Source organism: Bradyrhizobium sp. LTSP885, assembly GCF_000938305.1.
In the GTDB taxonomy this organism is placed as follows: Bacteria; Pseudomonadota; Alphaproteobacteria; order Rhizobiales; family Xanthobacteraceae; genus Bradyrhizobium.
The window spans coordinates 141,936-165,100 of record NZ_JYMT01000036.1 but is presented as its reverse complement, the minus strand read 5'-3'; the positions used below and the strand labels follow the sequence as shown (position 1 = coordinate 165,100).

Genomic DNA, 23,165 nt, shown 5'->3' with positions numbered 1-23,165 from the left:
AATAAGACAAGGGGGAGCAGACATGACCGAACTCGCGCTGGACAAGGTGACGATCTCAGCCACCGATCCCGAAACCGAACGCGCGACGATCCGCAAGGTCGCAGGGCGCCTGATGTGGTTCGTCATGGCGATGTATTTCCTCGCCATCCTTGATCGTGGCAACATCTCCTTTGCCGCGTTGCAGATGAACAAGGAACTCGGGCTCAATGCCGAGATGTTCGGCATCGCCGTCGGGATCATGTACTTCACCTATGCGATTTTCGAGATCCCGAGCAATCTCGTGCTCAGCAAATATGGCGCGCGCGTCACGCTGACCCGGATCGCGATCCTGTGGGGCTTCGCGACGGTGTTGATGGCGTTCACGCAGGGACCATTGAGCCTGTATACGTTTCGCGGTTTCCTCGGCTTTGCCGAATCCGGGCTGTTTCCGGGCGTGATGCTGTTGCTCAGCATGTGGTTCCCGTTCAGCTATCGCGCCCGCTACAACGCGATGTTCAATTACGCGGTGCCGATCTCCTACATCTTTGCCTCGCTGATCTCAGGCGCAATTCTCGAGCTCAACGGCACCTTCGGCATTTCGGGGTGGAAGTGGCTGTTCATCCTCGAAGGCCTGCCGCCCGTCATTCTCGGCATTGTCGGCATCTTCTACCTGACCGACCGGCCGCAGCAGGCGACCTGGCTCACCGCCGCGCAGCGGAGTTGGCTGCTGGGGGCGTTGGAGCGCGACGCCAAGGCAACCGGCGTCGTGCATGGCGAAAGCGTGCTGAAGACCATCACCAAGCCGATGGTGCTGTTGTTCGGCTTCTGCAATTTCGGGCTGTTCTGCGGGCTGGCCTCGCTGTTTCCCTGGCTGCCGCAGATCATCAAGACGTTCGGCTTGCCGGTGTCGCAAGTCGGTCTGGTGACCGCGATCCCGCCAATTGCGGGGCTGATCGGCATGATCGTGCTGTCCCGGCATTCCGATCGTATCGGCGAGCGCTTCTATTACGCGGTCATGACCTTCGTCATCGCGGCCTTGGGTTTCGCAATCGCCGCGTTCGCGACGACGCCGGTCTGGATCATCATCGGCTTCATGGTCGCCAATGTCGGCATCTACGGCACCCAGGCGGTGTTCTGGACCATTCCGCAGTCCTACATGTCGCGGCAGAGCGCGCCGGGCGCGATCGGACTGGTCAGCACCATTGGCAGCATTGGTGGCGCCACGATTCCGATCGTGATCGGACGCGCCAAGGACGCCTCGGGAAGTTTTACCATCGGATTCCTCGTTGTCTCCGGCGTTCTCCTGTTCGCAGCGATGCTGGTTCTGATCGCACGCTCTCAGCTCGTGAAGACATGAAGAGCCATGCTGTCACACGTCGCAACAAGGCGCCCGACCAGCGCCGGACCCAACCCGAAGCGCCGCGCGCGGAGCTTGTCATCGATTTCGAGCGCTACGTGCCGACGGTACTGTCGAGCCTGGTCGCGAAGTTTCGCGCCAACGCCAATGCGTTCTTTCCGGAAGCTTACGGCGTGTCGCTCGCGGAATGGCGCATTCTATCCTTCCTGCAGGAGCACGAGCCGGCAAGCGCCTATGACATCTGGACCGAAGCGCATCTGGACAAGGCCGTGGTCAGCCGCGAGACCGCGTCGCTCAACAGGAAGGGGCTGATCGAGCTTACGCCCGTCAAGGCCAGCGCGAGAAATCGCACCGAGATCAAACTATCGTCGCGCGGTGTCGCGCTTCTCGACCGCAGCCTGGACGAGATCCTGCGCCGGCATGACAACCTCACCACCGGGCTTGACGCAAAATCGATCGACACGTTTTTCCGCGTCGTCGCGCATCTCGAGCAGCGCATTCCGCATATGGGCGATGAATCCGCCAATGCCCGCTCGGCTCACGCTCCGGTCAAGCGGATCGCCAAGAGGCGCCCACGAAGGCAGCAGGGAACGTGACGTGGCGAATGGCGCCCCACACGCGGCGGCCACCCGACAACCTTCGCACCTTGCGCTTCCGTGCAATGTCATGCGAATGGATGGACGATGCAGGACGAGCGCAACACGGTGGCGGCGCTGAATAACGCCGAATGGTGTGCCGCAGTTTGGCGGTCGCATGGGCTGCCGGTCGAGCAGGCTCACGGGATGTGGTTCTGCCGCACTCCAACGCCGCAATATTATCCCAACGTCGTGACGGTTGATGCTGCGGCAGATCCTGTCAAACAGACCCGATTCATTGCTGAACTGGCTCGCGGCGGCGACCTCGGCTTCAGCGTGAAGGACAGCTTTTCCTGCCTCGATCTGTCGGCCGCGGGCCTTCACATGCTGTTCGACGCGCGGTGGCTCTGCCTGATGCAATCCACGCCGGCGGTTGTAACGGACGGGCTCAATTGGCGCCGGATTGGCGATGAGCCAGGTCTGGCGGCGTGGGAGCGGGCCTGGCGTGGCGCTGATCCGGACGCTCGGCGCATCTTCCGCGCCGAGTTGTTGGAGGACCGACGTGTCTACGTGCTTGCGGGCGTCGACGACATGGGCAGGATTCTGGCCGGAGGGATCGCGTACGACGCGGCCGGCGCCATCGGGGTCACGAATATCTTCGGCTCGACGCAGCAATTCCTGGACGCCGTGGCCACGCAGTTCGCTCCGGCCGAAATCGTCTGCTACGAGCATGGGCGAGATCTGACGCTTGCGATGGATCTCGGTTTTACGCTGCTTGGTGGCCTCCGGGTGTGGGCTCGCATCGGATAGACGATGACGGCGACGCATGCGTTGTTGTCGCTCGACGACGGTCCGCTCGCTACTCGCTCTCGCCTTTGCATTCGCCGAGAAAGTGAAAGGGGCCGTAGCCCCTTTCCCAGTCGTTACCACTGGTGCCAGTGATGCCAGTGGTGCCAGCCGTAGCCATAGCCGTCGGCATAGCCCCACGGATGATGCCAGCCGTCATGGCGGTGCCAGCCGTAACGATGCCAATGGTGCCAGCTGTCACCATGCCAATAGTGGCGATGGTAATAGCGTCCACTGTAGCCATGGCGGTGCCAGCAGTGGCCCCATTCGTTGCAGACGTAGCCGGCCGGGACGACCATTCCGGTTGCCGTGACCGGGACCTCGACCGGTGCCGCAGATGCGGCGGCGCTGGATAAAGCGACCCCACCAAGTGCGGCGAGGCCAACAAGTGCAGAAACAAGTTTCATGAATATCACCTCCTTAGATCTGTTGGAGGTGACGAAGGGCCTGCGGGTTCGGCGCATTACGCAGGTTTAATGCCGGTCAAAGTGCTCCGGCGCCGGCGTTTGCAGCGGTCATCGCTATTCTCGGTCATGGGGCCGACAACGGACGTCTCTACTTGCTTGTCTTCCGCATCACGCTTTCGACATAGGCGGATTTAGCGTCCGTATAAGCTTCGCGATCTGCGCGATGATCGATCGCAAGTCGTCGTTTGAGCCGCTCGTAGGTCGCGGCCTCCTCCGGATGAGCGCGCAAATAATCCCTGAATGCCAGCCGCTGCCACATCTCTCCCTGTGGCTCCGTGACATGCACGTGATGGGAGCGCTTTGGACCAAACGGCGGCATCCCCTTGACGAAGAACATGCGATCCTGCTTCGGATTGTCGGCCCAATAAACGTAGTCGAGCTTTCGCAGCGCTTCGACAAAGGCGGCCCGAGCGGCAGCCAATGACCTCACCGCGATCAGGATGTCGATGATGGGCTTGGCCGACAGACCGGGAATCGCGGTGCTTCCGAAATGCTCGAGCCCCACGATCAGCGATGGATCAAGGGCCGCCCGTAACCGCCTCGCCTCTTCGTCGAACAAGAGCGGCCATCGGGGATCGTAAGCGACGATCTCGACTTCATCCATGTCGTCGGCTCCATGATCCCGCCCGCTGAGACCTCGTCATCAGACAAGCGGTGTCCACGGCCGGAAGGTGCGCGAAATGCCGTAGAAAATCCATTGGGGGCGCAGCGCTGGCATTTTCGATGTCCAGAAGGTATAATTTCAAGTCACTGACGAGTAGTCCGAATGTCGATCTTCGCAAGCAAAGGCGGTCTCGCAATCCTGTTGGCGGCGCTCTGTCTGGGCGGCCAGCAGGCGCGCGCCCAATCCGGCCCCGTGAGATACTGGCTTCCGGGCGGGCTGTTCGGCTTCGGCGGTCATCCGACGGGCGGGCAGGGCGCGGACAGTTACGGGAACTTTCCAGGCTTTGATGGCGGGAACGCTCAAGGCGATGCTCAAGCTGGCGCGGGCTTCTCGTATCTGGGCAGCAATCTTCCGACCGGCTGGTTCGTCGGCGGTGAAGGCGGCAACCTCGGATTGACCGGATCCAACCAGAGTGCGGCGTTCGGCTCGCTGAGCTATCAAGGCGTTCAGTACGGCTACAATTTCAAGGGTGTCGGCGGATCGCCGGTCACGTTCTTCGCCGGCTTCGACAGCTTGAAGTACACGCCTCCCGGCGCGGGCGGGCCGGCTGCGCCGTTCAGCTCCAGCTCCAGCGTGCCCGCCGGCTACGCCGCACGGGCCGGTCTCGAATTCCGGCCGACGTCGAATATCAGCCTGTCGTTCGGTGCCAGTTTCGCGCAACCGAATTCGCAGCGCATGGACAGCGACATCAATGCGCCGCTGCTGCCCGGCCAGTCTCCGCTGTTCTACGGCCGTTAGGCCAACATATCCCCGCATACTTCCGTCATGCCCGGGTCAAGCCCGGGCATGACGAATTGAGGCGCTCACCTCACTCCTTGAATTCGCAGCCCAGCCGCTGCAGCGCCTCGTCGACCCAGCGGCGGTCACTGGTGCCGGCGAGGATGTCCTGGATCGCCTTCTCTTCGGTCGCCTTCTTGGCCTCGGTCAGCTTGCAGATCGCGGCCGCCTCATCATAGGGCACGCACAGCACGCCATCGTCATCGGCGACGATGAGGTCGCCGGGCTCGACGATCATGCCGTCGATCGAGATCGCACAGTTGATTTCGCCGGGACCGTCCTTGTAGGGGCCGCGATGCGCGACACCGGCGGCAAACACCGGGAACGATCCGGCGCGGATCGCGCCCGCATCGCGGATCGAACCGTCGATCACGAAGCCGGCCACGCCCTTCTTCTCGGCGAGCGTCGACATGATCTCGCCGATGATGGCGTTGACCAAGACGCCGCCGGCGTCGACCACGATCACGTCGCCGGGCTGCGCAAGATCGATCGCCTTGTGCACCATCAGATTGTCGCCCGGCCGCGTCTTGACGGTCAGCGCCGGGCCGCCGAGCCAGCCGCCTGCGTGCATCGGACGCAGCCGGTTGGTGCCCGCGATCCGCGACATCGAATCGCTGATATTGGCAACGGGGAGGGTGCGGTAGCGCGCGACCAGGTCGGGCGACACTTTCCGCTTCGCCTTGTGAATTGCAAATCCTATGGCCATCGGTTGTCTCCGGGTTCTGTCAGTGCGCGTGGCGGTCGAGATGGGCGTTCAGCCGAGGATAGACCCGGCGGGCGTTGCCTTCAAAGATCTTCGCCTTGTCTTCCGCGCTTAGCGGCAAAGCATCAATGTAGCGGCGGGTGTCGTCGAAGTGATGGCCGGTTTCCGGATCGATGCCGCGGACCGCGCCGACCATCTCCGAGGCAAACAGGATGTTCTCGACCGGGATCACCTTGGTCAACAGCTCGATGCCGGGGAGATGATAGACGCAGGTGTCGAAGAACACGTTCTGCAGCAGATGCTCCGACAGCGGCGGCAGCTTCATGTCCTGCGCCAGGCCGCGGTAACGGCCCCAGTGATAAGGCACCGCGCCGCCGCCATGCGGGATGATGAATCGCAAGGTCGGGAAGCGCTTGAACAAATCGGAGGTCAGGAACTGCATGAAGGCGGTGGTGTCGCCGTTGAGATAGTGCGCACCGGTGCCGTGGAAGCAGGGATTGCAGGACGAGGAGACATGGACCATCGCCGGCACGTCGAGCTCGACCATCTTCTCATACAGCGGAAACCACCATTCGTCGGTCAGCGGCGGATCGCACCAGTAGCCGCCGGCGGGATCCGGATTGAGGTTGCAGCCGACGAAGCCAAGCTCGTTGACGCAGCGCTCCAGCTCCGCGATGCAATTGGCCGGCTGCACGCCGGGGCTCTGCGGCAGTTGGCAGACCGGGACGAAATTGTCGGGAAACAGCGTGCAGACCCGATGCACGAGATCGTTGCAGATCGTCGTCCATTCAACGCTGGTCGCTTCCTTGCCGACATGATGCGCCATGCCGGCGGCTCGCGGCGAGAAGATCGTGACGTCGGTGCCGCGCTCCTTCTGCAACTTGAGCTGCGCACCCTCGACGCTGGCGCGGATCTCGTCGTCGGTGATGCCGAGATTGGTGGTGAGCGGGCGGCGCGACTTGTCGGCGAGCGCGGCCAGCTGCCTGTCGCGAAACGCATGCAGCTTGGGCGGCTCGGTGGTGTAGTGACCGTGACAATCGATGATCATGGTGTCTTCCTTGTGAGATGTGTCAGTGTGCAAAGGATGACGGGATGGCTCCCGTCAGCTCCGTCTCGCGCGGTTTGACGCGCATGGTGGCGGCGATTGCAGATGCGACGAGCAAGAACCCGGCGATCCCGACCAGCGCCCATGAGAAGCTGCCGGTGGAGTCCTTGATCAGGCCGATGCACCAGGGGCCGATCAAGCCGCCGAATTGCGCCAGCGTATTGACCGTGGCGATCGAGGCCGCGCCGGCGGCACCCGTCATCAGCGAGGCGTTGATGCTCCAGAACAGCGGATTGCCGGAGTTGATGCCGAAGCCGGCCACGCACAGGAAGGCGAAGGCCAGCACCGGGCTCTGGACATAGGCGCTCGCCAGCATGGCGATGGCGGCGAGCAGGTAGACGCCTGCAAGATGAAACTTGCGGTCGCCGGTCCGGTCCGAGCTGCGGCTGATCAGGATGGTGCCGACGACGCCGAGCAAGGGCGGGATCGCCGAGAGAAAGCCGACCTCGATATTGCTGAGATTGCCCATGCCCTTGATGATCTGCGGCAGCCACAGCAGCAGGCCGTAAATGCCCACCAGCGCACAGCCGAACAGTGCCGCCAGCAGCCAGACCCTGATATCGAGGATGCAGTCGATCACCCTGTGCTGTCCCTGTTGTTCGATGGAGGCCCGCTCAGTGGCCAGTTCGCCTTCCAGCCATGCGGCCTGTTCCGGGGTCAGCCAGGTCGCCTTGGCCGGCCGATCGGTGAGATAATAGAGCGTGAAGAGGCCAAGCAGAATGGTGGGGACGCCTTCGACAATGAACATCCATTGCCAGCCATGCAGACCGCCGGCGCCGTCGAACCAGGTCATGACGCTGGTCGAGATCGGCCCGCCTGCTACCGCCGAGAACGAGCCTGCGATGATGTACCCGGCGACGGCGCGGGCGCGATAGCGCGGAGGAAACCAGTAGGTCAGGTACAGCACCACGCCAGGCATGAACCCGGCCTCCGCCACGCCGAGGCCGAACCGCATGACATAGAGGCTGAGCGGACTCCAGATGAAGGCGGTGAGGGTTGCAACCAAGCCCCAGGTGATCAGGATGCGGGCAAGCCATATTCGCGCGCCGAGCAAGTGCAGCATGAGATTGCTCGGGACCTCCAGCACCATATAGCCGAGGAAGAAGACGCTGGCCGCGAAGCCGAAGATCGCGGAGCTCAAGCCCAGATCCTTGTTCATGGTCAAGCCGGCATAGCCGAGATTGATGCGATCGAGATAGTTGAAGAACATCATTGCGAACAGGATCGGGATCAGCCGCCAGTAGACCCGGCGGATGGTTTCTCGTTCGAGCTCGCTTACAGAAGAAACGGTCATTGAAATCCTCCCTTTATTATTATGATGGCGCCAGTGATTTGATCCTGGAGCGCACGCGGCATCGTTTTTCGCCGCCGCGATAGCGCAGGGCAGACCGGCTATGCCCGCCGCGCCGTCCTGCCTGATCCCAGCGCATTGTTGCGCGTCTCCCCTTGGAGCGTCCGTTGTTTTGCGCCAAGATCGGGAAACGCGTCTGCAAGGTCAAATACGTTGTTGACCCCTCACTTATAGGGAAACGGTATAAGCGATGGATTACAGGCAGCTTCGTTACTTCATCGCAGTGGCCGAAGAGCTCAGCTTCAGCCGCGCCGCCAAACGCCTTCATATCAGCCAGCCGCCGCTGAGCACGCAGATCAAGGCGATGGAGGACGAACTCGGGACCAGCCTGCTGGCGCGGACACGGCGCAAGGTGGAACTCACCCAGGCCGGACAATTGCTGCTGGACCATGCGCGGCGCGCGGTCGGCGAGCTCGATCTCGCCTCGGAGACGGTGCGCCGCGCGGCCCGCGGCGAGGCTGGCATGGTTCGCGTCGGATTCACCTGCTCCGTCCCGATGCTCGACATCTTCGCGGAACTGTTTCGGAGCTTTCGTGCCGGCTATCCGAAGGTGAAGACCGACCTGCGGCATATGTCGACCGCAAAGCAGCTCCAGGCGCTCGCCGACGCAGAGCTCGATGTGGCGATCATGCGGCCACCGCTCGATTTCATGCCCGGAGCCGATCTGCAGGTCCACACGATCTGGCGCGACCGGATGATGGTGTTCCTGCCGCTGGATCATCCGCTGGCCGACATGCCGGGCAAGTTGAAGATGGCTGATTTGGCGGAGCATGCCTTCGTCGGAATTGCCGCCGTCGGCTGCGGCGTCGGCGACCAAACCGCGACGCTTTGCCGGCGGGCTGGCTTTGCGCCCCGTGTGGCGCAGGAGGCGCATGAACTGCGCACCGTGCTGAGCCTGGTCGCGGCGGGGATCGGGCTTTCGATCCTGCCGTCCTGCTACCAGCATGCCGGCGTCGTGAACGTGGTCGCGAAGACGCTGGATACACCGGATGCCGAAAGCCGCATGCTGGTGGCGATGCGCACCAGCAACGCCTCGCTGTTGCCGCGCCGTTTCATCGAATGCGCGCTGCAGGCCTCGTCGCGGATGGTGCGGCCGCTAACCGCTGACGTCGCGGCGGCCGGCCGCTGATCCGCGCGAAAAGCTGCAACAACGCCAAGTCGACTTTCGTCGCCAGTAGTCTCCCGGGCTGCGGGTTGGCGTTGGTTTTGCATAGCCTGTTCCATGTGGTTGGGATGTTGATTCGTCGTGTCCCTGCCTGCCGTCGCGGCACGGCAGAGGAAACGGTGATGCGCGCCCACTGGACCTAAACCGTGGAGACGAGACGATGCACGCCATCACGCGTGCGGCCTTGCTGTTTGGCATGATAGGGCTCGCTTCGCCGACGCTGGCGCGGGACGATGGCCGTTACGCCAATTCGCCGCTAAAACCCTGGTTCGAAAGCCTGCACAGCGCCTACGGACAATGTTGCTCGGATGCCGACGGCTATGTCGTCGCCGATCCGGATTGGGAGTCCGATCACGGGCATTATCGCGTGCACCTCGACGACGAGTGGGTGGTGGTGCCTGACGAGGCCGTGATCACCGAGCCGAACAAGATCGGGCGGACCATGGTGTGGAAGCACTATCTCGACGGTCATCCGCTGGTCCGCTGCTTCATGCCGGGCAGCATGACCTGAGCGCGTCATGCCGGTGGGACGAAAACGCGTCCCGGGAACGCTCTCTCGACGGCGTCGAGGAACGCGCGGACCTTGGCACCGACAAGGCGTCGCGAACTCTGTAGCGCCCAGATTTCGACAGGAGGTCCGGCCTGCGTTCCCCAACAGGCGAGCCGGCCGGCGGCAATATCATCCTCGACCAGGAGCCTGGGCAGCAGCGCCGCACCCGCGCCGGCCAGCGCTGCGTCGCGAACCATCAGCAGTGATGACAGGCGCAGGATTGGCCTTGGCTGGAGCGAGATATCGTCGTCTCCATCCTTCAAGCGCCAGGTGACATCGGCCGGCATCGCGCTCATGAGGATTGCATTGACGGTGGCGATGTCTCCATCGCGCGCGGACTTTGGCCGCGGGTGAGCGGGGTGCGCGACGACCAATCGCTCATCGTTGAGGAAGCGGCGGCCGACGAGCTGTTCATCCGGCGACGGGTTGATCCGGATCACGAGGTCAAAGCCATCCTCGACCGGATCGACGACGCGATCGTCCGCGACGATCTCGAGCTGGACGTCGGGATAGGCGAGCGCAAAGCGCGCAGCGATCCGGCCGAGCGCGACATGGGCGATCACGAGCGGCGCGCTGACCCGCAACCGGCCACGCGGAGTCGAGGCGCCCAGCACCACGGCCTCGCCGGCCTCCGCGATCTCCGACAGCGGGCCGCCGGTGCGCTCGTGCAGCGCGCGCCCCTCATCTGTCAGCCGAAGACTTTGCGATCCGCGCTCGATCAGCCGGACGCCGAGGCTTTGTTCGAGCTCGGCGACCCGGCGCGACAATGTCGCCTTGGCCCGGCCGGAGGCGCGGCTGGCCCGGCCGAACCCACCATGAACAGCCACCAGATTGAAGTCCGTGAGGGCCTGTAGGTCCACGTAACCGTTCCAATATTGAGACGGAGTATCCAGATCATGGCATCTCGTCACATGAATTGGAACATATAGTTTCTCCTCAGCGGCAGACGGTCTGCCCCCAAAGAGGAGGTTTCGAGATGACTATTCTGGTTACAGGCAGCACGGGCACCATCGGAATGCAGGTGCTCAATCACCTCGCCGGCCATGACGTCGAGGTCCGGGCGCTGACGCGCTCGCCCGGCAATGCGCAGTTTCCCGCCGGCATCACGCCGGTGCGCGGCGATCTGGCCGATCTGGAGTCCGTGCGCGCGGCGCTCGAGGGGGTCAGCACGCTGTTCCTGCTGGTGCCGAATGTCGCCGACGAATTGACCCAGGCTATGCTCACGCTGACCGCGGCGCGCGAGGCCGGCGTCAAGGGCATCGTCTATCTCTCGGTGTTGAAGGGCGAGGCCTATGCCGACGTGCCGCATTTCGCGGGCAAGTACACGGTCGAGCGGATGATCGAGGCGCTCGATCTTCCCGCGACCATCCTGCGTCCGGCCTACTTCATCCAGAACGATGTCAGGCTGAAGGATCCACTCTTGAAGTTCGGCGCCTACGGCATGCCGATCGGCGGCAAGGGCGTTTCGATGGTCGACATCCGCGATATCGGCGAGGCCGCGGCGGTCGAGCTGTTGCGCCGCGAGCGCGCAGCCGCGCCGCTTGGCCGCGAGACCTATGCGCTGGTCGGGCCGGACAGCCTGACCGGTACCGGCATCGCCGCGATCTGGAGCGAGGCGCTCGGCCGCACTGTCAGTTATGGCGGCGATGACCTGGTGACCATGGAGAGCCGCCTCAAGGCGACCATGCCGGCCTGGCACGCGCTCGATCTGCGCCTGATGATCGGTCGCTACCAGTCGGATGGCGCTGTCGCGAGCGCCGACGACATCGCGCGCCTGACCAAACTGCTCGGGCGTGCACCGCGTTCCTATCGAGATTTCGCGAAGGACGCTGCTGCGCAGTGGCTGAAGGGTTAAGTCCGCCGATCCGTGAGAAACCGCGCGATCACGCCGCCGAGCCTGGCGTGATCCAGCGGCGCGGCGAGCGAGGCCTTGGCGATTGCGACCACGGCGTCGGGCGCGCGGCCGCGGCGCAGGTCGCACAGCGCGTCGGCGTAGTCCGCGGTGAATTCCGGATGCGGCTGCACCGACAGCGTCGTGCCGTTGGCATAGAGCAGCCCGGCATGCGGCGTGAAATCAGACGACATGATGGTGCGTGCGGAGGCGGGCGGGGTGATCACCTGGTCCTGATGCGAGCAGGCGACCGCGATCTCCTCGCCGTCGATCAGCCCGTTATCCGGCGCTATCAGGTAGACGTGACGTCCGATGCCCCAGCCCTTCTCCGATTTGCGCACGGTGCCGCCGAGCGCCTGCGCGATCAGCTGATGGCCGAAGCAGACGTCGACCATGGGAATGCGCTGGTCGTGGGCCTTCCGCACGAAGTCTTCGAGCGGTGCGATCCAGTCGAACGCGTCATAGGCGCCGGCCGACGACCCCGTGATCAGGATCGCATCCAACCCCGCAGGGTCCGGCAACGCCTCGCCATTGGCGACGCTGACGACGCCATATGCGTTCGATGGATCAGTTGGCGCGATCATCCGCTCGAACATCTGCGGATAGGTGCCGTGGCGCTCACGGAATTGCGGACCGACGAGCCCGGTTTCAATGATGGTAATGCGTGGCATGGGATCTGTTGGTGGAGGGTGAGCGAGCCGTGCTTACTCCAAAAGCGCTGAAGGCCACAAGCCGCGCAGCTGGAGATCAGTTCTGCTGTAGCCGCGCAGGTTCACTCGTTTCAGCGGCGTGCCGCGCAACCGGCACAACCCTCACGACCGCCGGCGTCGTGCTGACGATCGCCGGCGTCGCTCTTGCGATCGTCGCCTCGGTGCGGTAGCGCGGCAGCTGATCCTCGAGGGAATAGCAGATGCAGAGCGCCAGTGACGACCAGACCGCCATGCTGAAATACAGCGTCATCCAGGCGATCTCCTCCTTCCACTCGGCAAGGTCGTGCGTCACGATCCAGCGCGTGCTGACGTCGCGCAGGCCTGCGAGCGGGTGGAGCAGCGCGCTGCCGGCGGCAAGCTCGGCGCGCCAGCGGTTCAGATACATCGGGACGTCGACGGTCATCAGGAACGCCAGATAGGCCGCGATGCCGACGATGGTGACGATGAAGGCCCAGCGCACCGGTCCCTGAAACTCCGGCAGCAACCGGCAAAGGCCGATTCCGACCAGAAAAAAGACGACGGCCCAGATCGAGTTCTCGATCGCGTTGCCGAGATAGTGGGTGGTCAGCACCGCATACCAGGAGAAGCATTCCGCGATCACGATCAGTGGCACGATGATCCAGGCGATATTCACGGTGGTCTCGGCGCCGGTCATGGTGCCGAGCTGATGCAGGATCAGCGCCCACTGTGCGGCGAAGGCGATTTCGGCGACGGTGGCAACCGTGCGGCCGACGACGACGCTCGACAGCCAGGTATCAAACAGGCAGATGCGCTGGACGTCCGCGCGCGGCAGGACCGAGCGGAAGGCGCAGCCGAACACATAGGCCGCGCACAGCAGCAGCATCAGGCCGATGCCGGAGGTGCTGCTCAGGCCACCGCTGGTCTGCCCCTGGAGCTGGCGGTACATCACGAACCAGACCGCGATGTTGGCGCTGCTGACCAGGCTCAACAGGCCCCACCACTGCACCACCGGATTCGACCAGGCCAGCGCAACCGGCCTTGCTCGCCACTCCATGCTCATTATTTGCTCCGCGTAACCAAAATGACATTCCGTTGTATTAATTCTGTCATGGATGATCGAGAATCACGACTGAAAAATGCATGTGACAGCCGCGCCAGGGTGCAGACGACTGTCACAATTCGCGATTGTGATCGCAGATCGAGTTCTGCCGGTAGGCATTGCCGGCCCGATCAACTATTGAACGGCCTTCTCGAAACCGGACGACGGCTGGCAAGGCGGTTTGTGACAACGGGAATCGCTTTGTGACAACGGGAATGACGGCCAGCTACGATCCGCTATTGCGCAGGATCCATTGGGCGACGGCGGCGCTGTTCATTGCGGCCATGCTGATCGGGTTTTACTGTGGCCTGCAGCCGCCCGGAACCTCGCCGCGGCGCGAACTGCTCGAGGTGCACAAGTCGCTCGGCATGACGCTGTTCGCTCTGGCGATCCTGCGGCTGATGGTACGGTTTGCGACCACGGCGCCAGCCGAGCCGGGATCGTTGTCGCCGCTGGTGCGGCTTGCGGCGCGGCTCAATCACTGGGCGCTCTATGTCATCCTGTTCGCGATGCCGGTGACCGGATACATGTTCTCCTCGGCGGGCGGCTATTCGCTGAGATATTTCTGGACCTTCAGCTGGCCGCGCCTGTTCGCCGGCAATCAGACGATCGAACATGCCGGCGAGGTCGCGCACGGTCTGCTTGCCTACGTCGTCTACATCGCGGTCGCGCTGCATATCGGCGCGACGATCTGGCATGCCGTCGTCAAGAAGGACGAAACGCTGTCGCGGATGTGGCCGCGCGCGACCCGCAGTCTTTGACTCTGTCCTGAGCGGGCCGCCATACTGGCCCAAGACCACGCAAGATATCCCGGAGACAATGATGAAGCTGCGCGGCGGCACTACGAATTATGGTGAGACCATCGGCATCCTGATGCTGGACACCAGATTTCCGCGCCCGCGCGGCGATATCGGCAACGCGCTCTCCTACGACTTCCCGGTGCGCTACAAGATCGTGCGCGGCGCCCATCCGACCAGGATCATGGGCGACCATCCGGAGCCTGCGCTGCTCGAGCCGTTCAAGGCGGCGGCGCGGGAGCTGGAAGCTGAAGGCGTCAAGGCCATCACGACGAGCTGCGGCTTCCTGGCGCCGTTCCAGAAGGAGCTGGCCGCTGCGGTCAATATCCCGCTGTTCGCGTCGAGCCTGATCCAGGCGCCGCTGATCCATGCGATGCTGCCACCAGGCAAGGTGATCGGGATCTTCACCGAGCGCGGCCATCACATGAATGACAGCCATTTCCGCGGCGTCGGCTGGTCAAGCACCGATATCCCGGTCCAGATCCAGGGCATGAAGCCGGATGCGCAGTTTCCGGCGATCTACATCCTCGGCCGCGAGGAGCTCGACACCGACGTCCTCAAGGCCGAGATGATCGAGATGACGGAAGCCTTCATGGCATCCTGCAAGAACCCCGGTGCGATCCTGTTCGAGTGCACCAACATGTGCCCGTTCTCGAAGGACGTCGCCGAGGTCTCCGGCCTGCCGGTGTTCGACATCAACACGCTGATCAATTTTGTCTATCGGGCGTCGAACCCGGTGGCGTTCCTGCGTTAAAGGGACGCACTGCCAAAATATCGAGAACAACCCCATGCAAAGTAGCCGGCGACCGCCGGCGATCGACACGGCAACTTGACACGTCGGGCAACTCAACGGCATTCTTCCATTATTCCGAAATCATGCAAGTGCCCCTCGCCCGCCCGCAAGCGGGAGAGGTGCCGCGAGCTCGGTGCCGCACTGATCAACCCGACACGTCAGCCGCGCAGCGCGGTCTCCGGAATGGTGCGGCGGACCACCTCGCGCATCGCGAAGCTGGAATGGATGCGGGCGACACCCGGCATCCGCGACAGATGCTGCTTGTGGATGCGCTCGAAGTCGGCGATGTCGCGGGCGATGACCTGCAGATGATAGTCGTCGCTGCCCGACATCAAATGGCAGGATACGACGTCGGGGCAGCGCGCGATCGCGGTTTCGAACGCGGCCAGATAGTCCTCGCTCTGTTTCTCCAGCGTGATGGTGACGATGACGGTTGTCACGAGGCCGAGCGCCTGCGGTTCGAGGTCGACGCGGTAGCCGCGGATCACTCCGGTTTCCTCGAGATGGCGGATGCGCCGCGCGCAGGCGGTCGGCGACAGCCCGACCTTTTCGGCAAGCTCGATCTGGCTCGCACGGGCGTCGGAGACCAGTTCGGCCAGGATCTTGAGATCGATACGATCGAGACCGTCCACGCAATTTTCCTCTAAGTATCCGGGCAGTGACGAAGAATAGGAGCGCATTTCGGTATCGGCAAGCCGGATTTCGCTGAGAAACGCCGCGCGACGAGGACTACGCTTGTCGCAAGGCGGAAGCGAATCATTCAGGGAGCGGACCATGCGCATCGGCGTGCCCAAAGAGATCAAGGTCGAGGAATATCGGGTCGGACTGACACCGGCGTCGGTGCGCGAATATGTGGCGCACGGGCACGAGGTCGTGGTGCAGCGCGGGGCTGGCGAGGGCATCGGCGCCGGCGATGACGTTTACCGCCAGGCCGGCGCACGGGTCGCTGACACGGCCGAAGACGTTTTTGCCGCCGCCGACATGATCGTGAAGGTGAAGGAGCCTCAGCCGGCGGAATGGGCGAGGCTCCGCGAAGGCCAGATCCTCTTCACTTATCTGCATCTCGCGCCAGACGTGCCCCAAACCAAGGGGCTGCTTGCCTCCGGCTGCACGGCCATCGCCTACGAGACTGTGACCGACGCGCATGGCGGATTGCCGCTGCTGGCGCCGATGAGCGAGGTCGCCGGCCGGCTTGCGATCGAGGCCGCGGGCGCCGCGCTGCGCAAATCCGCCGACGGCATGGGCAAATTGCTCGGCGGCGTGCCCGGCGTTCCGCCGGCGCGGGTCGCGATCATCGGCGGCGGCGTCGTTGGCACCCATGCGGCGCGGATGGCGGCGGGGCTCGGCAGCGACATCACCATCCTCGATCGCTCGCTGCCGCGGCTGCGCCTGCTCGATGATCTCTTCGGTGGCCGGGTCCGCACCCGCTACGCCACGCTGGAAGCGATCGAGCAGGAGATCGTCGCCGCCGACGTCGTGATCGGCGCGGTGCTGGTCCCCGGCGCCGCCGCGCCGAAGCTGGTCTCGCGCGCGCAGCTTGCCAGCATGAAGCGCCGTGCGGTGCTGGTCGATGTCGCAATCGACCAGGGCGGTTGCTTCGAGACCTCGAAGGCGACCACCCACCAGGCGCCGACCTATCTGGTCGATGAGATCGTGCATTACTGCGTGGCCAACATGCCCGGCGCGGTGCCGGTCACCTCGAGCCACGCGCTCAACCATGCGACGCTGCCTTTCGGCCTGGCGCTGGCGGCGAAGGGGCTGCGCGCGCTGGTCGAGGACCCGCATCTGCGCGCCGGCCTCAACGTCCATCGCGGTCGCATCACCAACCGCGCGGTGGCCGAGAGCCAGAATCTGGCCGTGGTGATGCCGGAGGAGGCGCTGGCGTCGTAAGAGTTTCGGCAAGGCCGGGCATTCGTAGCCCGGATGGAGCGAAGCGAAATCCGGGGCAGGTCTCTCTACGGAGGGGCTGCCCCCGGATTGCGCTTCGCTCCATCCGGGCTACGGCTATTGTCAAGCCGCACCTGCGCAGCCCTCCCTCCATGGCATGGTCGCGACTCCACGCTGGTGGAGCGGGCGTCTGCATGATTTGATGCGCCGATATTAAAGCCGCGCCAAAGCGGCCATCAGCGGCGTGCCGCTGGCCTCAAGAAGCCGAAGGGAGGACTGTCTTGGAAAAGACCGGTCGTACGATGCTGGCCAAGATCTGGGACCAGCATGTCATTGCCCGTTTGAGCGAAGACACGGATCTCCTGCATATCGACCGCCATCTGTTGCACGATCTCGGCGGCTCGCGCGGCCTGCTCGACCTCAAGAGCAAGGGTCTCACGGTTCACAATCCCGAACTGACCTTCGCGACCCCTGACCATGCCATTTCCACGCAGCATGGCCGGGCTGGGACCAGCAAGATCGGTCAGGAGCTGTTGGTGGCGCTGCGGGCCGAGACTGCGGCGAGCGGGATCACGATGTTTGACGTCGACCAGCCCGGCCAGGGCATCGTCCACGTCATCGGGCCGGAACTCGGATTGAGCCTGCCGGGCACGACGATCGTGTGCGGCGACAGTCATACCTGCACCCATGGTGGCCTCGGCGCGCTCGCCTTCGGCATCGGCTCGAGCGAACTGACCCATGTGCTGGCAACGCAGGCGCTGATCCAGCGCCGCCCCAAAACCTTGCGCGCGCGGTTCGAGGGCAGACTGCCACCCGGCGTCGTCGCCAAGGACATGATCCTTGCGCTGATCGGGCATATCGGCGCCGCCGGCGGCACCGGCTACGCCGTCGAATATGCCGGCAGTGCGATCCGTGACTTGGCCGTCGAGGGGCGGCTGACGATCTGCAATCTCTCGATCGAACTCGGCGCCAAGATGGGCATGATCGCGCCCGACGAAAAAACCTTCGAATATTTGCGTGGCCGTCCTTACGCGCCGCAGGGCGCGCTGTGGGAGCGGGCGGTCAAGGCCTGGCGCGAACTGCCGAGCGATGCGGACGCGGTGTTCGACCGCGAGGTCGTGATCGATGTCGCAACGATCATCCCGCAGGTGACCTGGGGCATCAGCCCCGAGCATGTGATCGGCGTCGACGGACGGATTCCCGATCCGATGGCGGTCGAGGATCCCGCGCGCCGCGCTGCAATCGAAACCGCGCTCGAATATATGGGCCTACAAGGCGGCGCGCTGATCGCGGGCACGCCGGTCGACTGGGTGTTCATCGGCTCCTGCACCAACAGCCGGATGAGCGATTTGCGCGCGGCGGCCGAGGTCGCGCGCGGCCGCAAGGTCGCGGCCGGCGTCCGCGCCTGGGTGGTGCCGGGCTCGGAGACCATCAAGCGCGAGGCGGTGGCCGAAGGGCTCGACAAGGTGTTCACCGATGCCGGGTTCGAATGGCGCGAGCCGGGCTGCTCGATGTGCCTTGCCGCCAATGGCGAGGTGGTGGCACCCGGGCAGCGTTCGGTCTCGACCTCAAACCGCAATTTTGTCGGCCGGCAAGGGCCGCGCGCGCGGACGCATCTGGCGAGCCCGGCAAGTGCAGCGGCGTCAGCTATTGCCGGCGCGATCGCCGATGTCAGGATGATGGGGCGCTAGAGATGCCAAAACCGTTTGACAAGCTCACCGCAATTGCCGCGCCGATCATGCGCGGCAATATCGACACCGACGTGATCATCCGCATCGAGCGGCTGGTCGGCAATTCCGTCCGTAGCACGCTCGGCAAATGGGCGTTCGGCGCGCTGCGCTATCTGCCCGACGGTTCGGAGAATCCGGACTTCATCCTGAACCGCGAGCCATACCGGCAGGCGGAGATCCTGGTGACGGGACCGAATTTCGGCTGCGGTTCGTCGCGCGAGGGCGCGGTGTGGGCGCTGCAGGAGATGGGCATCCGCGCCGTCATCGGCTCGGGTTTCGGCGATATCTTTTTCGCCAACTGCTTCCAGAATGGAATTCTGCCTGTCGTCGTCGACAAGGCGGTGGTCGATAGCCTCGCTGCGGATATCGAGGCGACGCAGGGCGCGGGAAAAGTCTCGATCGATCTCGAAACACAGACCATCGTCGCTCCATCCGGCCAGCGCCATACCTTCGAGATCGATCCGCGCCGCCGCGACGGCCTGCTGCAGGGCCTCGACGAGGTCGCGCTGACACTGAAGCGCGACGATGAAATTCGCGCCTTCCAGGCCTCCGACCGCGCGGCGCGCCCCTGGATTCATTTTGCAAGGACACCGGCATGAACACGTCATCCAACATGATCAAGGTCGCCGTGGTCGGCGGCGAGGGCATCGGACCCGAGGTCACCGCGCAGTCGCGCCGGATCCTCGACTGGTTCGCCACAAGACGTCACGTGCCGATGACGCTGCGCGAGGCGCAATATGGGCTGATCCCGTATCTCGCCACCGGAAAGGTGCTGCCTGAGGACACCGCTGAGGCAATGGACGAGGCCGACGCGATCCTGTGGGGCGCGACCGGCGGCCCTGAAACCAAGGAGGTGCCGGCGGCGGCGCGCAAGGCGGGCAGCCTGCTGGGGCTGCGCAGCAAATACGATCTCTACGCTAATCTGAGGCCGATCGTGGCGAACCCGGCGCTTGCGGCGTCCGCGCCTCTGAAACCTGAGGTGCTCGATGGCGTCGACTTCGTCATCATCCGCGAGCTGACCAGCGGCATCTATTTCGGCGAGCCGCGCGGCATCGAGACGCTGCCCGACGGCCAGCGCCGCGGCTTCAACACCGAGCAATACACCACCAACCAGATCCGCCGCGTGGCGCGGTCGGCGTTCGAGCTGGCGCGGACACGTCGCAACAAGGTCTGCTCGGTCGACAAGGCCAATGTGCTGGAGACCAGCGTGGTCTGGCGCGAGGAGGTGATCGCGCTCCACAAGGAAGAGTTCTCCGACGTCGAGCTTGTCCATCTCTATGTCGACAATGCGGCGATGCAGATCGTGCGCGAGCCGCGGCAGTTCGACGTGATGGTGACTGGCAACATCTTCGGCGACATCCTGTCCGATTGCGCGGCGATGGCCTCCGGCTCGCTCGGCATGCTGCCGTCGGCCTCGCTCGGCCCGGTGGACCGCTACGGCCGGCGCAAGGCGCTTTACGAGCCGGTGCATGGCAGCGCGCCCGATATCGCGGGACGTGGCATCGCCAACCCGCTCGGCTCGATCCTGAGCGTTGCGATGATGCTGCGGCTGACGCTGAATCGCCCTGACGATGCCGACCTGCTGGAGAAGGCGGTGCAGATCGCGTTGGCATCGGGCGCACGGACGGCTGATATTGCGGAAGCGGGTGCGAAGAGGCTGTCGACCACTGAAATGGGCGATGCGGTGCTAAGCGCGCTCGACAAGGTCTCGGCCAGGGAGCACGCCTGATGGCCCATCTGTCCAGGCGTTCGGCACTGACGGTGATTGCGGCCGGCGGTGCGGCGCTCGCAGGGCGGCGCGCCTGGGCGGAGGCGAGCCCGGGCCGTGCGATCTATCCGGTCGCGATCCCGGTCTATCAGACGCACTTCGTTGCCGACCGTATCGGCTACTTCAAGGAAGCCGGGCTCGACTGCAAGCTGATCCAGGGCGGCAGCGGCGTGAAGACCCGCGAGATCATCGCGTCGTCCCAAGGTGACGTCGGGATCGGCGACATCACCCATCCGATGCAGCTCTCCAATCACGGCCGCATCGCGCGGGTGTTGATGCCGGTCGACACAAGATCGAGCGCGGTGATGTTCATCATCCGCAAGGACCTCAAGGACCAGGGCATCAATACGCTGGAGGCCTTCACGCAGTGGAAGCGGCCCGACGGCCGCAAGCCGATCGTGTCGGTCTCCTCGCTCGGCGGCACCAATCACGTCTGGGCGTCCTACTACATGGAAACCATGGGGTTGGACGACAAGGTGACCTGGATCGGCACCGGCAATGTCGACACCATGCTGGGCTCGCTGAAGTCGAAGCAGGTCGACATCCTCGTCTCTTCGCTGTCGCTGCTGAACGAGGCGCAGCAGCAGGGCTGGGGCGAATTGCTGTTCGACGGCACCGACGAGGCGATCTGGAACAAGCATATCGGCGGCAAGGTCCCGGTGACCGCGCAGTTCACGCTGCAGTCGACCATCGACAAGGACCCGGCCAAGATGCAGGCCTTCGTCACCGCGCTGTGGCGTGCCGCGCAATGGATCAAGACGCACAAGGCTGAAGACATCTACGATACCATCGAGCCTTATGTCGGCAGCACGTCACGATCGGCCAATCTGCTGGAGATTTCCGCGTTGCAGAAGGTTGCTGACTATGAGGGCACGATCGACGCCGCGAGCTTCGCCCGCGGCGAGAAGGTCTGGTTCCGCGAGATGACCGGCATCAAGCCGCTCAGGATGGACGAGGTGGTCAACACGGCCCTGGTCGATGCGGCACGAAAGGCCTATCCGGGTTGAGCGCACTCGAGACAAGCGCGATACTATCGCCACGATCGCCTGATGTCCGGCGGGTCGAGGTCAAGGGTTTGAGCAAGTCGTTCCAACTCGCCAAGACCACGATCGAGGCGGTGCGCGACGTGTCCTTCGAGGTGCGGCGCGGCGAGTTCGTGGCGCTGCTCGGACCATCGGGCTCCGGCAAGAGCACCGTGCTCAACATGATCGCCTCGCTGATCCGGCCGAGTGGCGGCGAGATCCTGATCGACGGCAAGCGCGTCGTCGCCGGCAAGGCGACGCCTGACGTAGGCTATGTCTTCCAGCGCGACACGCTGTTTCCGTGGCGGACCGTCGCCGACAATATCGGTTACGGGCTGGAGCTGGCGGGCGTACCCGTTAAGGAGCGCAAGGAGCGCATTGCCGAATGCGTGGGACAGGCCGGCCTGAGGGGATTCGAGACCGCCTATCCGTCGGCGCTGTCGGGCGGCATGCGCCAGCGCGCCGCGCTGATGCGAACCCTGATCGTCGAGCCGCAGATTCTCTTGATGGACGAGCCGTTCGGCGCGCTCGACACCCACACCAAGATCGACATGCATGATGTGCTGCTACGGATCTGGGAGCGCGAGCAGCAGACCGTGCTGTTCGTCACCCATGATCTCGGCGAGGCGCTGACGCTCGCCGACCGCATCATCCTGTTCTCGGCGCGGCCGGGCCGCATCAAGGACATGTTCGAGGTCGACGTCGCCCGTCCCCGCGATGCCGTGAAGGTGCGCGAGACGCCGCGCTATGCCGAGCTGTTCCAGCACATCTGGCACTCGCTCGGCGAGGAGTTCGTCAAGGGCCGCAGCGCATGAAGCAACACAGCACGATGAGCGCGGTCGCCTGGCAGGTCCTGATCTGCGCCGTGGTGCTGTCGGTCTGGCAATGGGGTTACGACCTGCACGTCAAGATGCCGTGGCTGGTCCCTGACCTGCTCGACCCGTACTTCATTTCCAAGCCGTCGATGATCTATGAGAATTTTCTGATCCAGAGCTGCCTGAAGTCGAAGCTTGGCGTATTCAACGGCTGGCTCAATGGCGACTTCGCAAAATGCCTGGCACGCAACGAGAACAATCTCTGGGCGGCGACCGCCGTGACGCTGAAGAATACCTTCTTCGGCTTCGTCACCGGTGTGGTCTCTGGCTTCGCCGCCGGGCTGATCCTCGGACGCTCCGACCGCCTGAGCGCGATCTTCCAGCCCTTCATCACGGCGGTGAACTCGATCCCGCGCATCGCACTGGCGCCGATCATCGTGCTCGCGTTTGGGATCGGCGACATGTCCAAGATCGTGACCTCCTGGATCGTCGTGGTGTTCCTGGTGTTCTTCAACACCTTCGAGGGCGCGCGCTCGATCGACGAGGGCTTCACCAATGCCGCGCGCCTGCTCGGTGCCAGCGAATGGCAGATCACCCGCACGGTGGTGATCCCCTCGACCATGGCCTGGGTGTTCGCGTCGCTGACGCCGGCGATATCCTTTGCCCTGATCGGCGTGATCGTCGGCGAGTTCATCGGCGCCGAGCGCGGCATCGGCCGGTTGATCATCGAGTCGGAGGCGCGGGGCGAGGCCTCCGGCATGATGGTCGCGGTGGTCGTGCTGATGCTGGTTGGCGTCGTGCTGTCGGCGATGATCTGGCGCCTGCAGGCCTATCTGCTGCGCTGGCAGCGCCAGCGCGGCGCGGAGTAAGCCGTCAGGCTGCTGTCTCCCGAGCGCGACCCGGAAGCTCGGCCGGGCGCTCAACGGGATTGTCCGACGGCGATGTCTCGCCATCGAGCCAATCCTGCTCCTTCGCCAACGCCCGCCAGGCCGCTTCCATTCGCCTGTAGCGATTATGGGTCGGCTCATCGGAGGCGCGCTCGGCAAGCTGGGCGCAATTCTCCGCATTATCGAGAAAGTGCTGCGACTGTTTCATGGAACATCCTCCTGTTGAGGAGAAGGTGGGGCATCATTTGGGGCTATTCAACGCAGGG

Annotated in this window: 26 protein-coding genes; 16 read left to right on the top strand and 10 right to left on the bottom strand. The window is 64.1% G+C overall.

What is annotated here, in order from left to right:
- Positions 1-22: 22 nt before the first annotated feature.
- The 3 genes from UP09_RS23350 (at position 23) to UP09_RS23340 (ending at position 2,721) form a co-directional block, all read left to right on the top strand.
- A complete protein-coding gene (locus UP09_RS23350) occupies positions 23-1,336 on the top strand; it encodes an MFS transporter (protein ID WP_044540633.1) in 1,314 nt (437 codons plus the stop codon).
- Positions 1,333-1,932: a MarR family winged helix-turn-helix transcriptional regulator gene (locus tag UP09_RS23345; protein ID WP_044540632.1), complete on the top strand. Its 600-nt coding sequence runs from the start codon at positions 1,333-1,335 to the stop codon at positions 1,930-1,932. The genes UP09_RS23350 and UP09_RS23345 overlap by 4 nt, the downstream gene beginning before the upstream one ends.
- 87 nt (positions 1,933-2,019) lie before the next feature.
- Positions 2,020-2,721: a hypothetical protein gene (locus UP09_RS23340; RefSeq protein ID WP_044540631.1), complete on the top strand. Its 702-nt coding sequence runs from the start codon at positions 2,020-2,022 to the stop codon at positions 2,719-2,721.
- A 113-nt stretch (positions 2,722-2,834) separates the two neighbouring features.
- Here the strand turns inward: UP09_RS23340 and UP09_RS37740 are convergent, their stop codons facing one another.
- On the bottom strand, positions 2,835-3,164 hold the full coding sequence (locus UP09_RS37740; protein WP_156164740.1) for a hypothetical protein: 330 nt from the start codon (positions 3,162-3,164) through the stop codon (positions 2,835-2,837).
- 148 nt (positions 3,165-3,312) lie between these two features.
- The gene (locus UP09_RS23330; protein ID WP_044540629.1) at positions 3,313-3,828 is read right to left on the bottom strand and encodes a GrpB family protein; all 516 of its coding nucleotides are present in this window, start codon (positions 3,826-3,828) and stop codon (positions 3,313-3,315) included.
- Between the two features lie 162 nt (positions 3,829-3,990).
- On the opposite strand from UP09_RS23330, the gene UP09_RS23325 reads away from it, so the two are divergent.
- Positions 3,991-4,626, top strand: coding sequence for a hypothetical protein (locus UP09_RS23325; protein ID WP_044540628.1), 636 nt, complete (start codon positions 3,991-3,993; stop codon positions 4,624-4,626).
- 70 nt (positions 4,627-4,696) lie between these two features.
- Here UP09_RS23325 and UP09_RS23320 read toward each other — a convergent pair whose 3' ends face one another.
- From UP09_RS23320 to UP09_RS23310, 3 genes are read right to left on the bottom strand one after another with little or no spacing between them, the layout of a single operon-like run.
- A complete protein-coding gene (locus UP09_RS23320) occupies positions 4,697-5,371 on the bottom strand; it encodes an RraA family protein (protein WP_044540627.1) in 675 nt (224 codons plus the stop codon).
- Between the two features lie 19 nt (positions 5,372-5,390).
- Positions 5,391-6,416 carry an amidohydrolase family protein gene (locus UP09_RS23315; RefSeq protein WP_044540626.1) on the bottom strand — a complete coding sequence of 342 codons (1,026 nt, stop codon included), beginning with the start codon at positions 6,414-6,416 and terminating at the stop codon, positions 5,391-5,393.
- Positions 6,417-6,438: 22 nt separating this feature from the next.
- Positions 6,439-7,767, bottom strand: a complete 1,329-nt coding sequence (locus UP09_RS23310) for an MFS transporter (protein ID WP_044540625.1) — start codon at positions 7,765-7,767, stop codon at positions 6,439-6,441.
- A 247-nt stretch (positions 7,768-8,014) separates the two neighbouring features.
- On the opposite strand from UP09_RS23310, the gene UP09_RS23305 reads away from it, so the two are divergent.
- Positions 8,015-8,953 (top strand): LysR substrate-binding domain-containing protein, encoded by a 939-nt coding sequence (locus UP09_RS23305; RefSeq protein ID WP_044540624.1) that lies wholly within the window; start codon positions 8,015-8,017, stop codon positions 8,951-8,953.
- A gap of 196 nt (positions 8,954-9,149) precedes the next feature.
- Entirely contained in the window at positions 9,150-9,500 is a 351-nt protein-coding gene (locus UP09_RS23300) for a hypothetical protein (RefSeq protein WP_044540623.1), read from the top strand.
- A 5-nt stretch (positions 9,501-9,505) separates the two neighbouring features.
- Here UP09_RS23300 and UP09_RS23295 read toward each other — a convergent pair whose 3' ends face one another.
- Entirely contained in the window at positions 9,506-10,399 is an 894-nt protein-coding gene (locus tag UP09_RS23295; protein ID WP_044540622.1) for a LysR family transcriptional regulator, read from the bottom strand.
- Between the two features lie 116 nt (positions 10,400-10,515).
- On the opposite strand from UP09_RS23295, the gene UP09_RS23290 reads away from it, so the two are divergent.
- On the top strand, positions 10,516-11,394 hold the full coding sequence (locus UP09_RS23290; RefSeq protein WP_044540621.1) for an NmrA/HSCARG family protein: 879 nt from the start codon (positions 10,516-10,518) through the stop codon (positions 11,392-11,394).
- Here UP09_RS23290 and UP09_RS23285 read toward each other — a convergent pair.
- Both UP09_RS23285 and UP09_RS23280 read right to left on the bottom strand, forming a co-directional pair.
- On the bottom strand, positions 11,391-12,101 hold the full coding sequence (locus tag UP09_RS23285; protein WP_044540620.1) for a type 1 glutamine amidotransferase: 711 nt from the start codon (positions 12,099-12,101) through the stop codon (positions 11,391-11,393). The two genes, UP09_RS23290 and UP09_RS23285, sit on opposite strands and share 4 nt — an antisense overlap.
- 76 nt (positions 12,102-12,177) lie before the next feature.
- Entirely contained in the window at positions 12,178-13,155 is a 978-nt protein-coding gene (locus UP09_RS23280) for a hypothetical protein (protein ID WP_245302164.1), read from the bottom strand.
- Between the two features lie 260 nt (positions 13,156-13,415).
- Here UP09_RS23280 and UP09_RS23275 point away from each other — a divergent pair, with 260 nt between their 5' ends.
- Positions 13,416-13,961: a cytochrome b gene (locus tag UP09_RS23275; RefSeq protein WP_044540619.1), complete on the top strand. Its 546-nt coding sequence runs from the start codon at positions 13,416-13,418 to the stop codon at positions 13,959-13,961.
- A 58-nt stretch (positions 13,962-14,019) separates the two neighbouring features.
- On the top strand, positions 14,020-14,751 hold the full coding sequence (locus tag UP09_RS23270; protein ID WP_245302159.1) for an aspartate/glutamate racemase family protein: 732 nt from the start codon (positions 14,020-14,022) through the stop codon (positions 14,749-14,751).
- Positions 14,752-14,948: 197 nt separating this feature from the next.
- Here the strand turns inward: UP09_RS23270 and UP09_RS23265 are convergent, their stop codons facing one another.
- Complete coding sequence (locus UP09_RS23265; protein WP_044540724.1) at positions 14,949-15,470, bottom strand: Lrp/AsnC family transcriptional regulator; 522 nt, start codon at positions 15,468-15,470, stop codon at positions 14,949-14,951.
- 94 nt (positions 15,471-15,564) lie between these two features.
- Here UP09_RS23265 and ald point away from each other — a divergent pair, with 94 nt between their 5' ends.
- From ald to UP09_RS23230, 7 genes are all read left to right on the top strand, one after another.
- Positions 15,565-16,680, top strand: a complete 1,116-nt coding sequence (gene ald, locus UP09_RS23260) for an alanine dehydrogenase (protein WP_044540617.1) — start codon at positions 15,565-15,567, stop codon at positions 16,678-16,680.
- A gap of 299 nt (positions 16,681-16,979) precedes the next feature.
- Positions 16,980-18,368 (top strand): 3-isopropylmalate dehydratase large subunit, encoded by a 1,389-nt coding sequence (gene leuC, locus UP09_RS23255; RefSeq protein ID WP_197082725.1) that lies wholly within the window; start codon positions 16,980-16,982, stop codon positions 18,366-18,368.
- A 2-nt stretch (positions 18,369-18,370) separates the two neighbouring features.
- Positions 18,371-19,006: a 3-isopropylmalate dehydratase small subunit gene (gene leuD / locus UP09_RS23250; protein WP_044540615.1), complete on the top strand. Its 636-nt coding sequence runs from the start codon at positions 18,371-18,373 to the stop codon at positions 19,004-19,006.
- A complete protein-coding gene (gene leuB, locus UP09_RS23245; protein ID WP_082070250.1) occupies positions 19,003-20,136 on the top strand; it encodes a 3-isopropylmalate dehydrogenase in 1,134 nt (377 codons plus the stop codon). The genes leuD and leuB overlap by 4 nt, the downstream gene beginning before the upstream one ends.
- A complete protein-coding gene (locus tag UP09_RS23240) occupies positions 20,136-21,182 on the top strand; it encodes an ABC transporter substrate-binding protein (RefSeq protein WP_044540614.1) in 1,047 nt (348 codons plus the stop codon). The genes leuB and UP09_RS23240 overlap by 1 nt, the downstream gene beginning before the upstream one ends.
- 68 nt (positions 21,183-21,250) lie before the next feature.
- Positions 21,251-22,012 carry an ABC transporter ATP-binding protein gene (locus UP09_RS23235; RefSeq protein ID WP_044540613.1) on the top strand — a complete coding sequence of 254 codons (762 nt, stop codon included), beginning with the start codon at positions 21,251-21,253 and terminating at the stop codon, positions 22,010-22,012.
- Positions 22,009-22,881, top strand: a complete 873-nt coding sequence (locus UP09_RS23230; RefSeq protein WP_044540612.1) for an ABC transporter permease — start codon at positions 22,009-22,011, stop codon at positions 22,879-22,881. Before UP09_RS23235 ends, UP09_RS23230 begins: the two co-directional genes overlap by 4 nt.
- A gap of 4 nt (positions 22,882-22,885) precedes the next feature.
- On the opposite strand, the gene UP09_RS23225 is transcribed toward UP09_RS23230, so the two are convergent.
- Entirely contained in the window at positions 22,886-23,107 is a 222-nt protein-coding gene (locus UP09_RS23225; protein WP_044540611.1) for a hypothetical protein, read from the bottom strand.
- Between the last annotated feature and the right edge of the window lie 58 nt (positions 23,108-23,165).

Coding starts and splice junctions, on each gene's coding strand:
- UP09_RS23320 (WP_044540627.1), bottom strand. CDS start 5,371: ATGGCCATAGGATTTGCAATTCACAAGGCGAAGCGGAAAGTGTCGCCC.
- UP09_RS23310 (WP_044540625.1), bottom strand. CDS start 7,767: ATGACCGTTTCTTCTGTAAGCGAGCTCGAACGAGAAACCATCCGCCGG.
- UP09_RS23325 (WP_044540628.1), top strand. CDS start 3,991: ATGTCGATCTTCGCAAGCAAAGGCGGTCTCGCAATCCTGTTGGCGGCG.
- UP09_RS37740 (WP_156164740.1), bottom strand. CDS start 3,164: ATGAAACTTGTTTCTGCACTTGTTGGCCTCGCCGCACTTGGTGGGGTC.
- UP09_RS23285 (WP_044540620.1), bottom strand. CDS start 12,101: ATGCCACGCATTACCATCATTGAAACCGGGCTCGTCGGTCCGCAATTC.
- UP09_RS23265 (WP_044540724.1), bottom strand. CDS start 15,470: ATGCGCTCCTATTCTTCGTCACTGCCCGGATACTTAGAGGAAAATTGC.
- leuC (WP_197082725.1), top strand. CDS start 16,980: ATGCTGGCCAAGATCTGGGACCAGCATGTCATTGCCCGTTTGAGCGAA.
- UP09_RS23350 (WP_044540633.1), top strand. CDS start 23: ATGACCGAACTCGCGCTGGACAAGGTGACGATCTCAGCCACCGATCCC.
- leuB (WP_082070250.1), top strand. CDS start 19,003: ATGAACACGTCATCCAACATGATCAAGGTCGCCGTGGTCGGCGGCGAG.
- UP09_RS23270 (WP_245302159.1), top strand. CDS start 14,020: ATGATGAAGCTGCGCGGCGGCACTACGAATTATGGTGAGACCATCGGC.
- UP09_RS23300 (WP_044540623.1), top strand. CDS start 9,150: ATGCACGCCATCACGCGTGCGGCCTTGCTGTTTGGCATGATAGGGCTC.
- UP09_RS23290 (WP_044540621.1), top strand. CDS start 10,516: ATGACTATTCTGGTTACAGGCAGCACGGGCACCATCGGAATGCAGGTG.
- UP09_RS23345 (WP_044540632.1), top strand. CDS start 1,333: ATGAAGAGCCATGCTGTCACACGTCGCAACAAGGCGCCCGACCAGCGC.
- UP09_RS23340 (WP_044540631.1), top strand. CDS start 2,020: ATGCAGGACGAGCGCAACACGGTGGCGGCGCTGAATAACGCCGAATGG.
- leuD (WP_044540615.1), top strand. CDS start 18,371: ATGCCAAAACCGTTTGACAAGCTCACCGCAATTGCCGCGCCGATCATG.
- UP09_RS23230 (WP_044540612.1), top strand. CDS start 22,009: ATGAAGCAACACAGCACGATGAGCGCGGTCGCCTGGCAGGTCCTGATC.
- UP09_RS23225 (WP_044540611.1), bottom strand. CDS start 23,107: ATGAAACAGTCGCAGCACTTTCTCGATAATGCGGAGAATTGCGCCCAG.
- ald (WP_044540617.1), top strand. CDS start 15,565: ATGCGCATCGGCGTGCCCAAAGAGATCAAGGTCGAGGAATATCGGGTC.
- UP09_RS23315 (WP_044540626.1), bottom strand. CDS start 6,416: ATGATCATCGATTGTCACGGTCACTACACCACCGAGCCGCCCAAGCTG.
- UP09_RS23305 (WP_044540624.1), top strand. CDS start 8,015: ATGGATTACAGGCAGCTTCGTTACTTCATCGCAGTGGCCGAAGAGCTC.
- UP09_RS23280 (WP_245302164.1), bottom strand. CDS start 13,155: ATGGAGTGGCGAGCAAGGCCGGTTGCGCTGGCCTGGTCGAATCCGGTG.
- UP09_RS23275 (WP_044540619.1), top strand. CDS start 13,416: ATGACGGCCAGCTACGATCCGCTATTGCGCAGGATCCATTGGGCGACG.
- UP09_RS23330 (WP_044540629.1), bottom strand. CDS start 3,828: ATGGATGAAGTCGAGATCGTCGCTTACGATCCCCGATGGCCGCTCTTG.
- UP09_RS23240 (WP_044540614.1), top strand. CDS start 20,136: ATGGCCCATCTGTCCAGGCGTTCGGCACTGACGGTGATTGCGGCCGGC.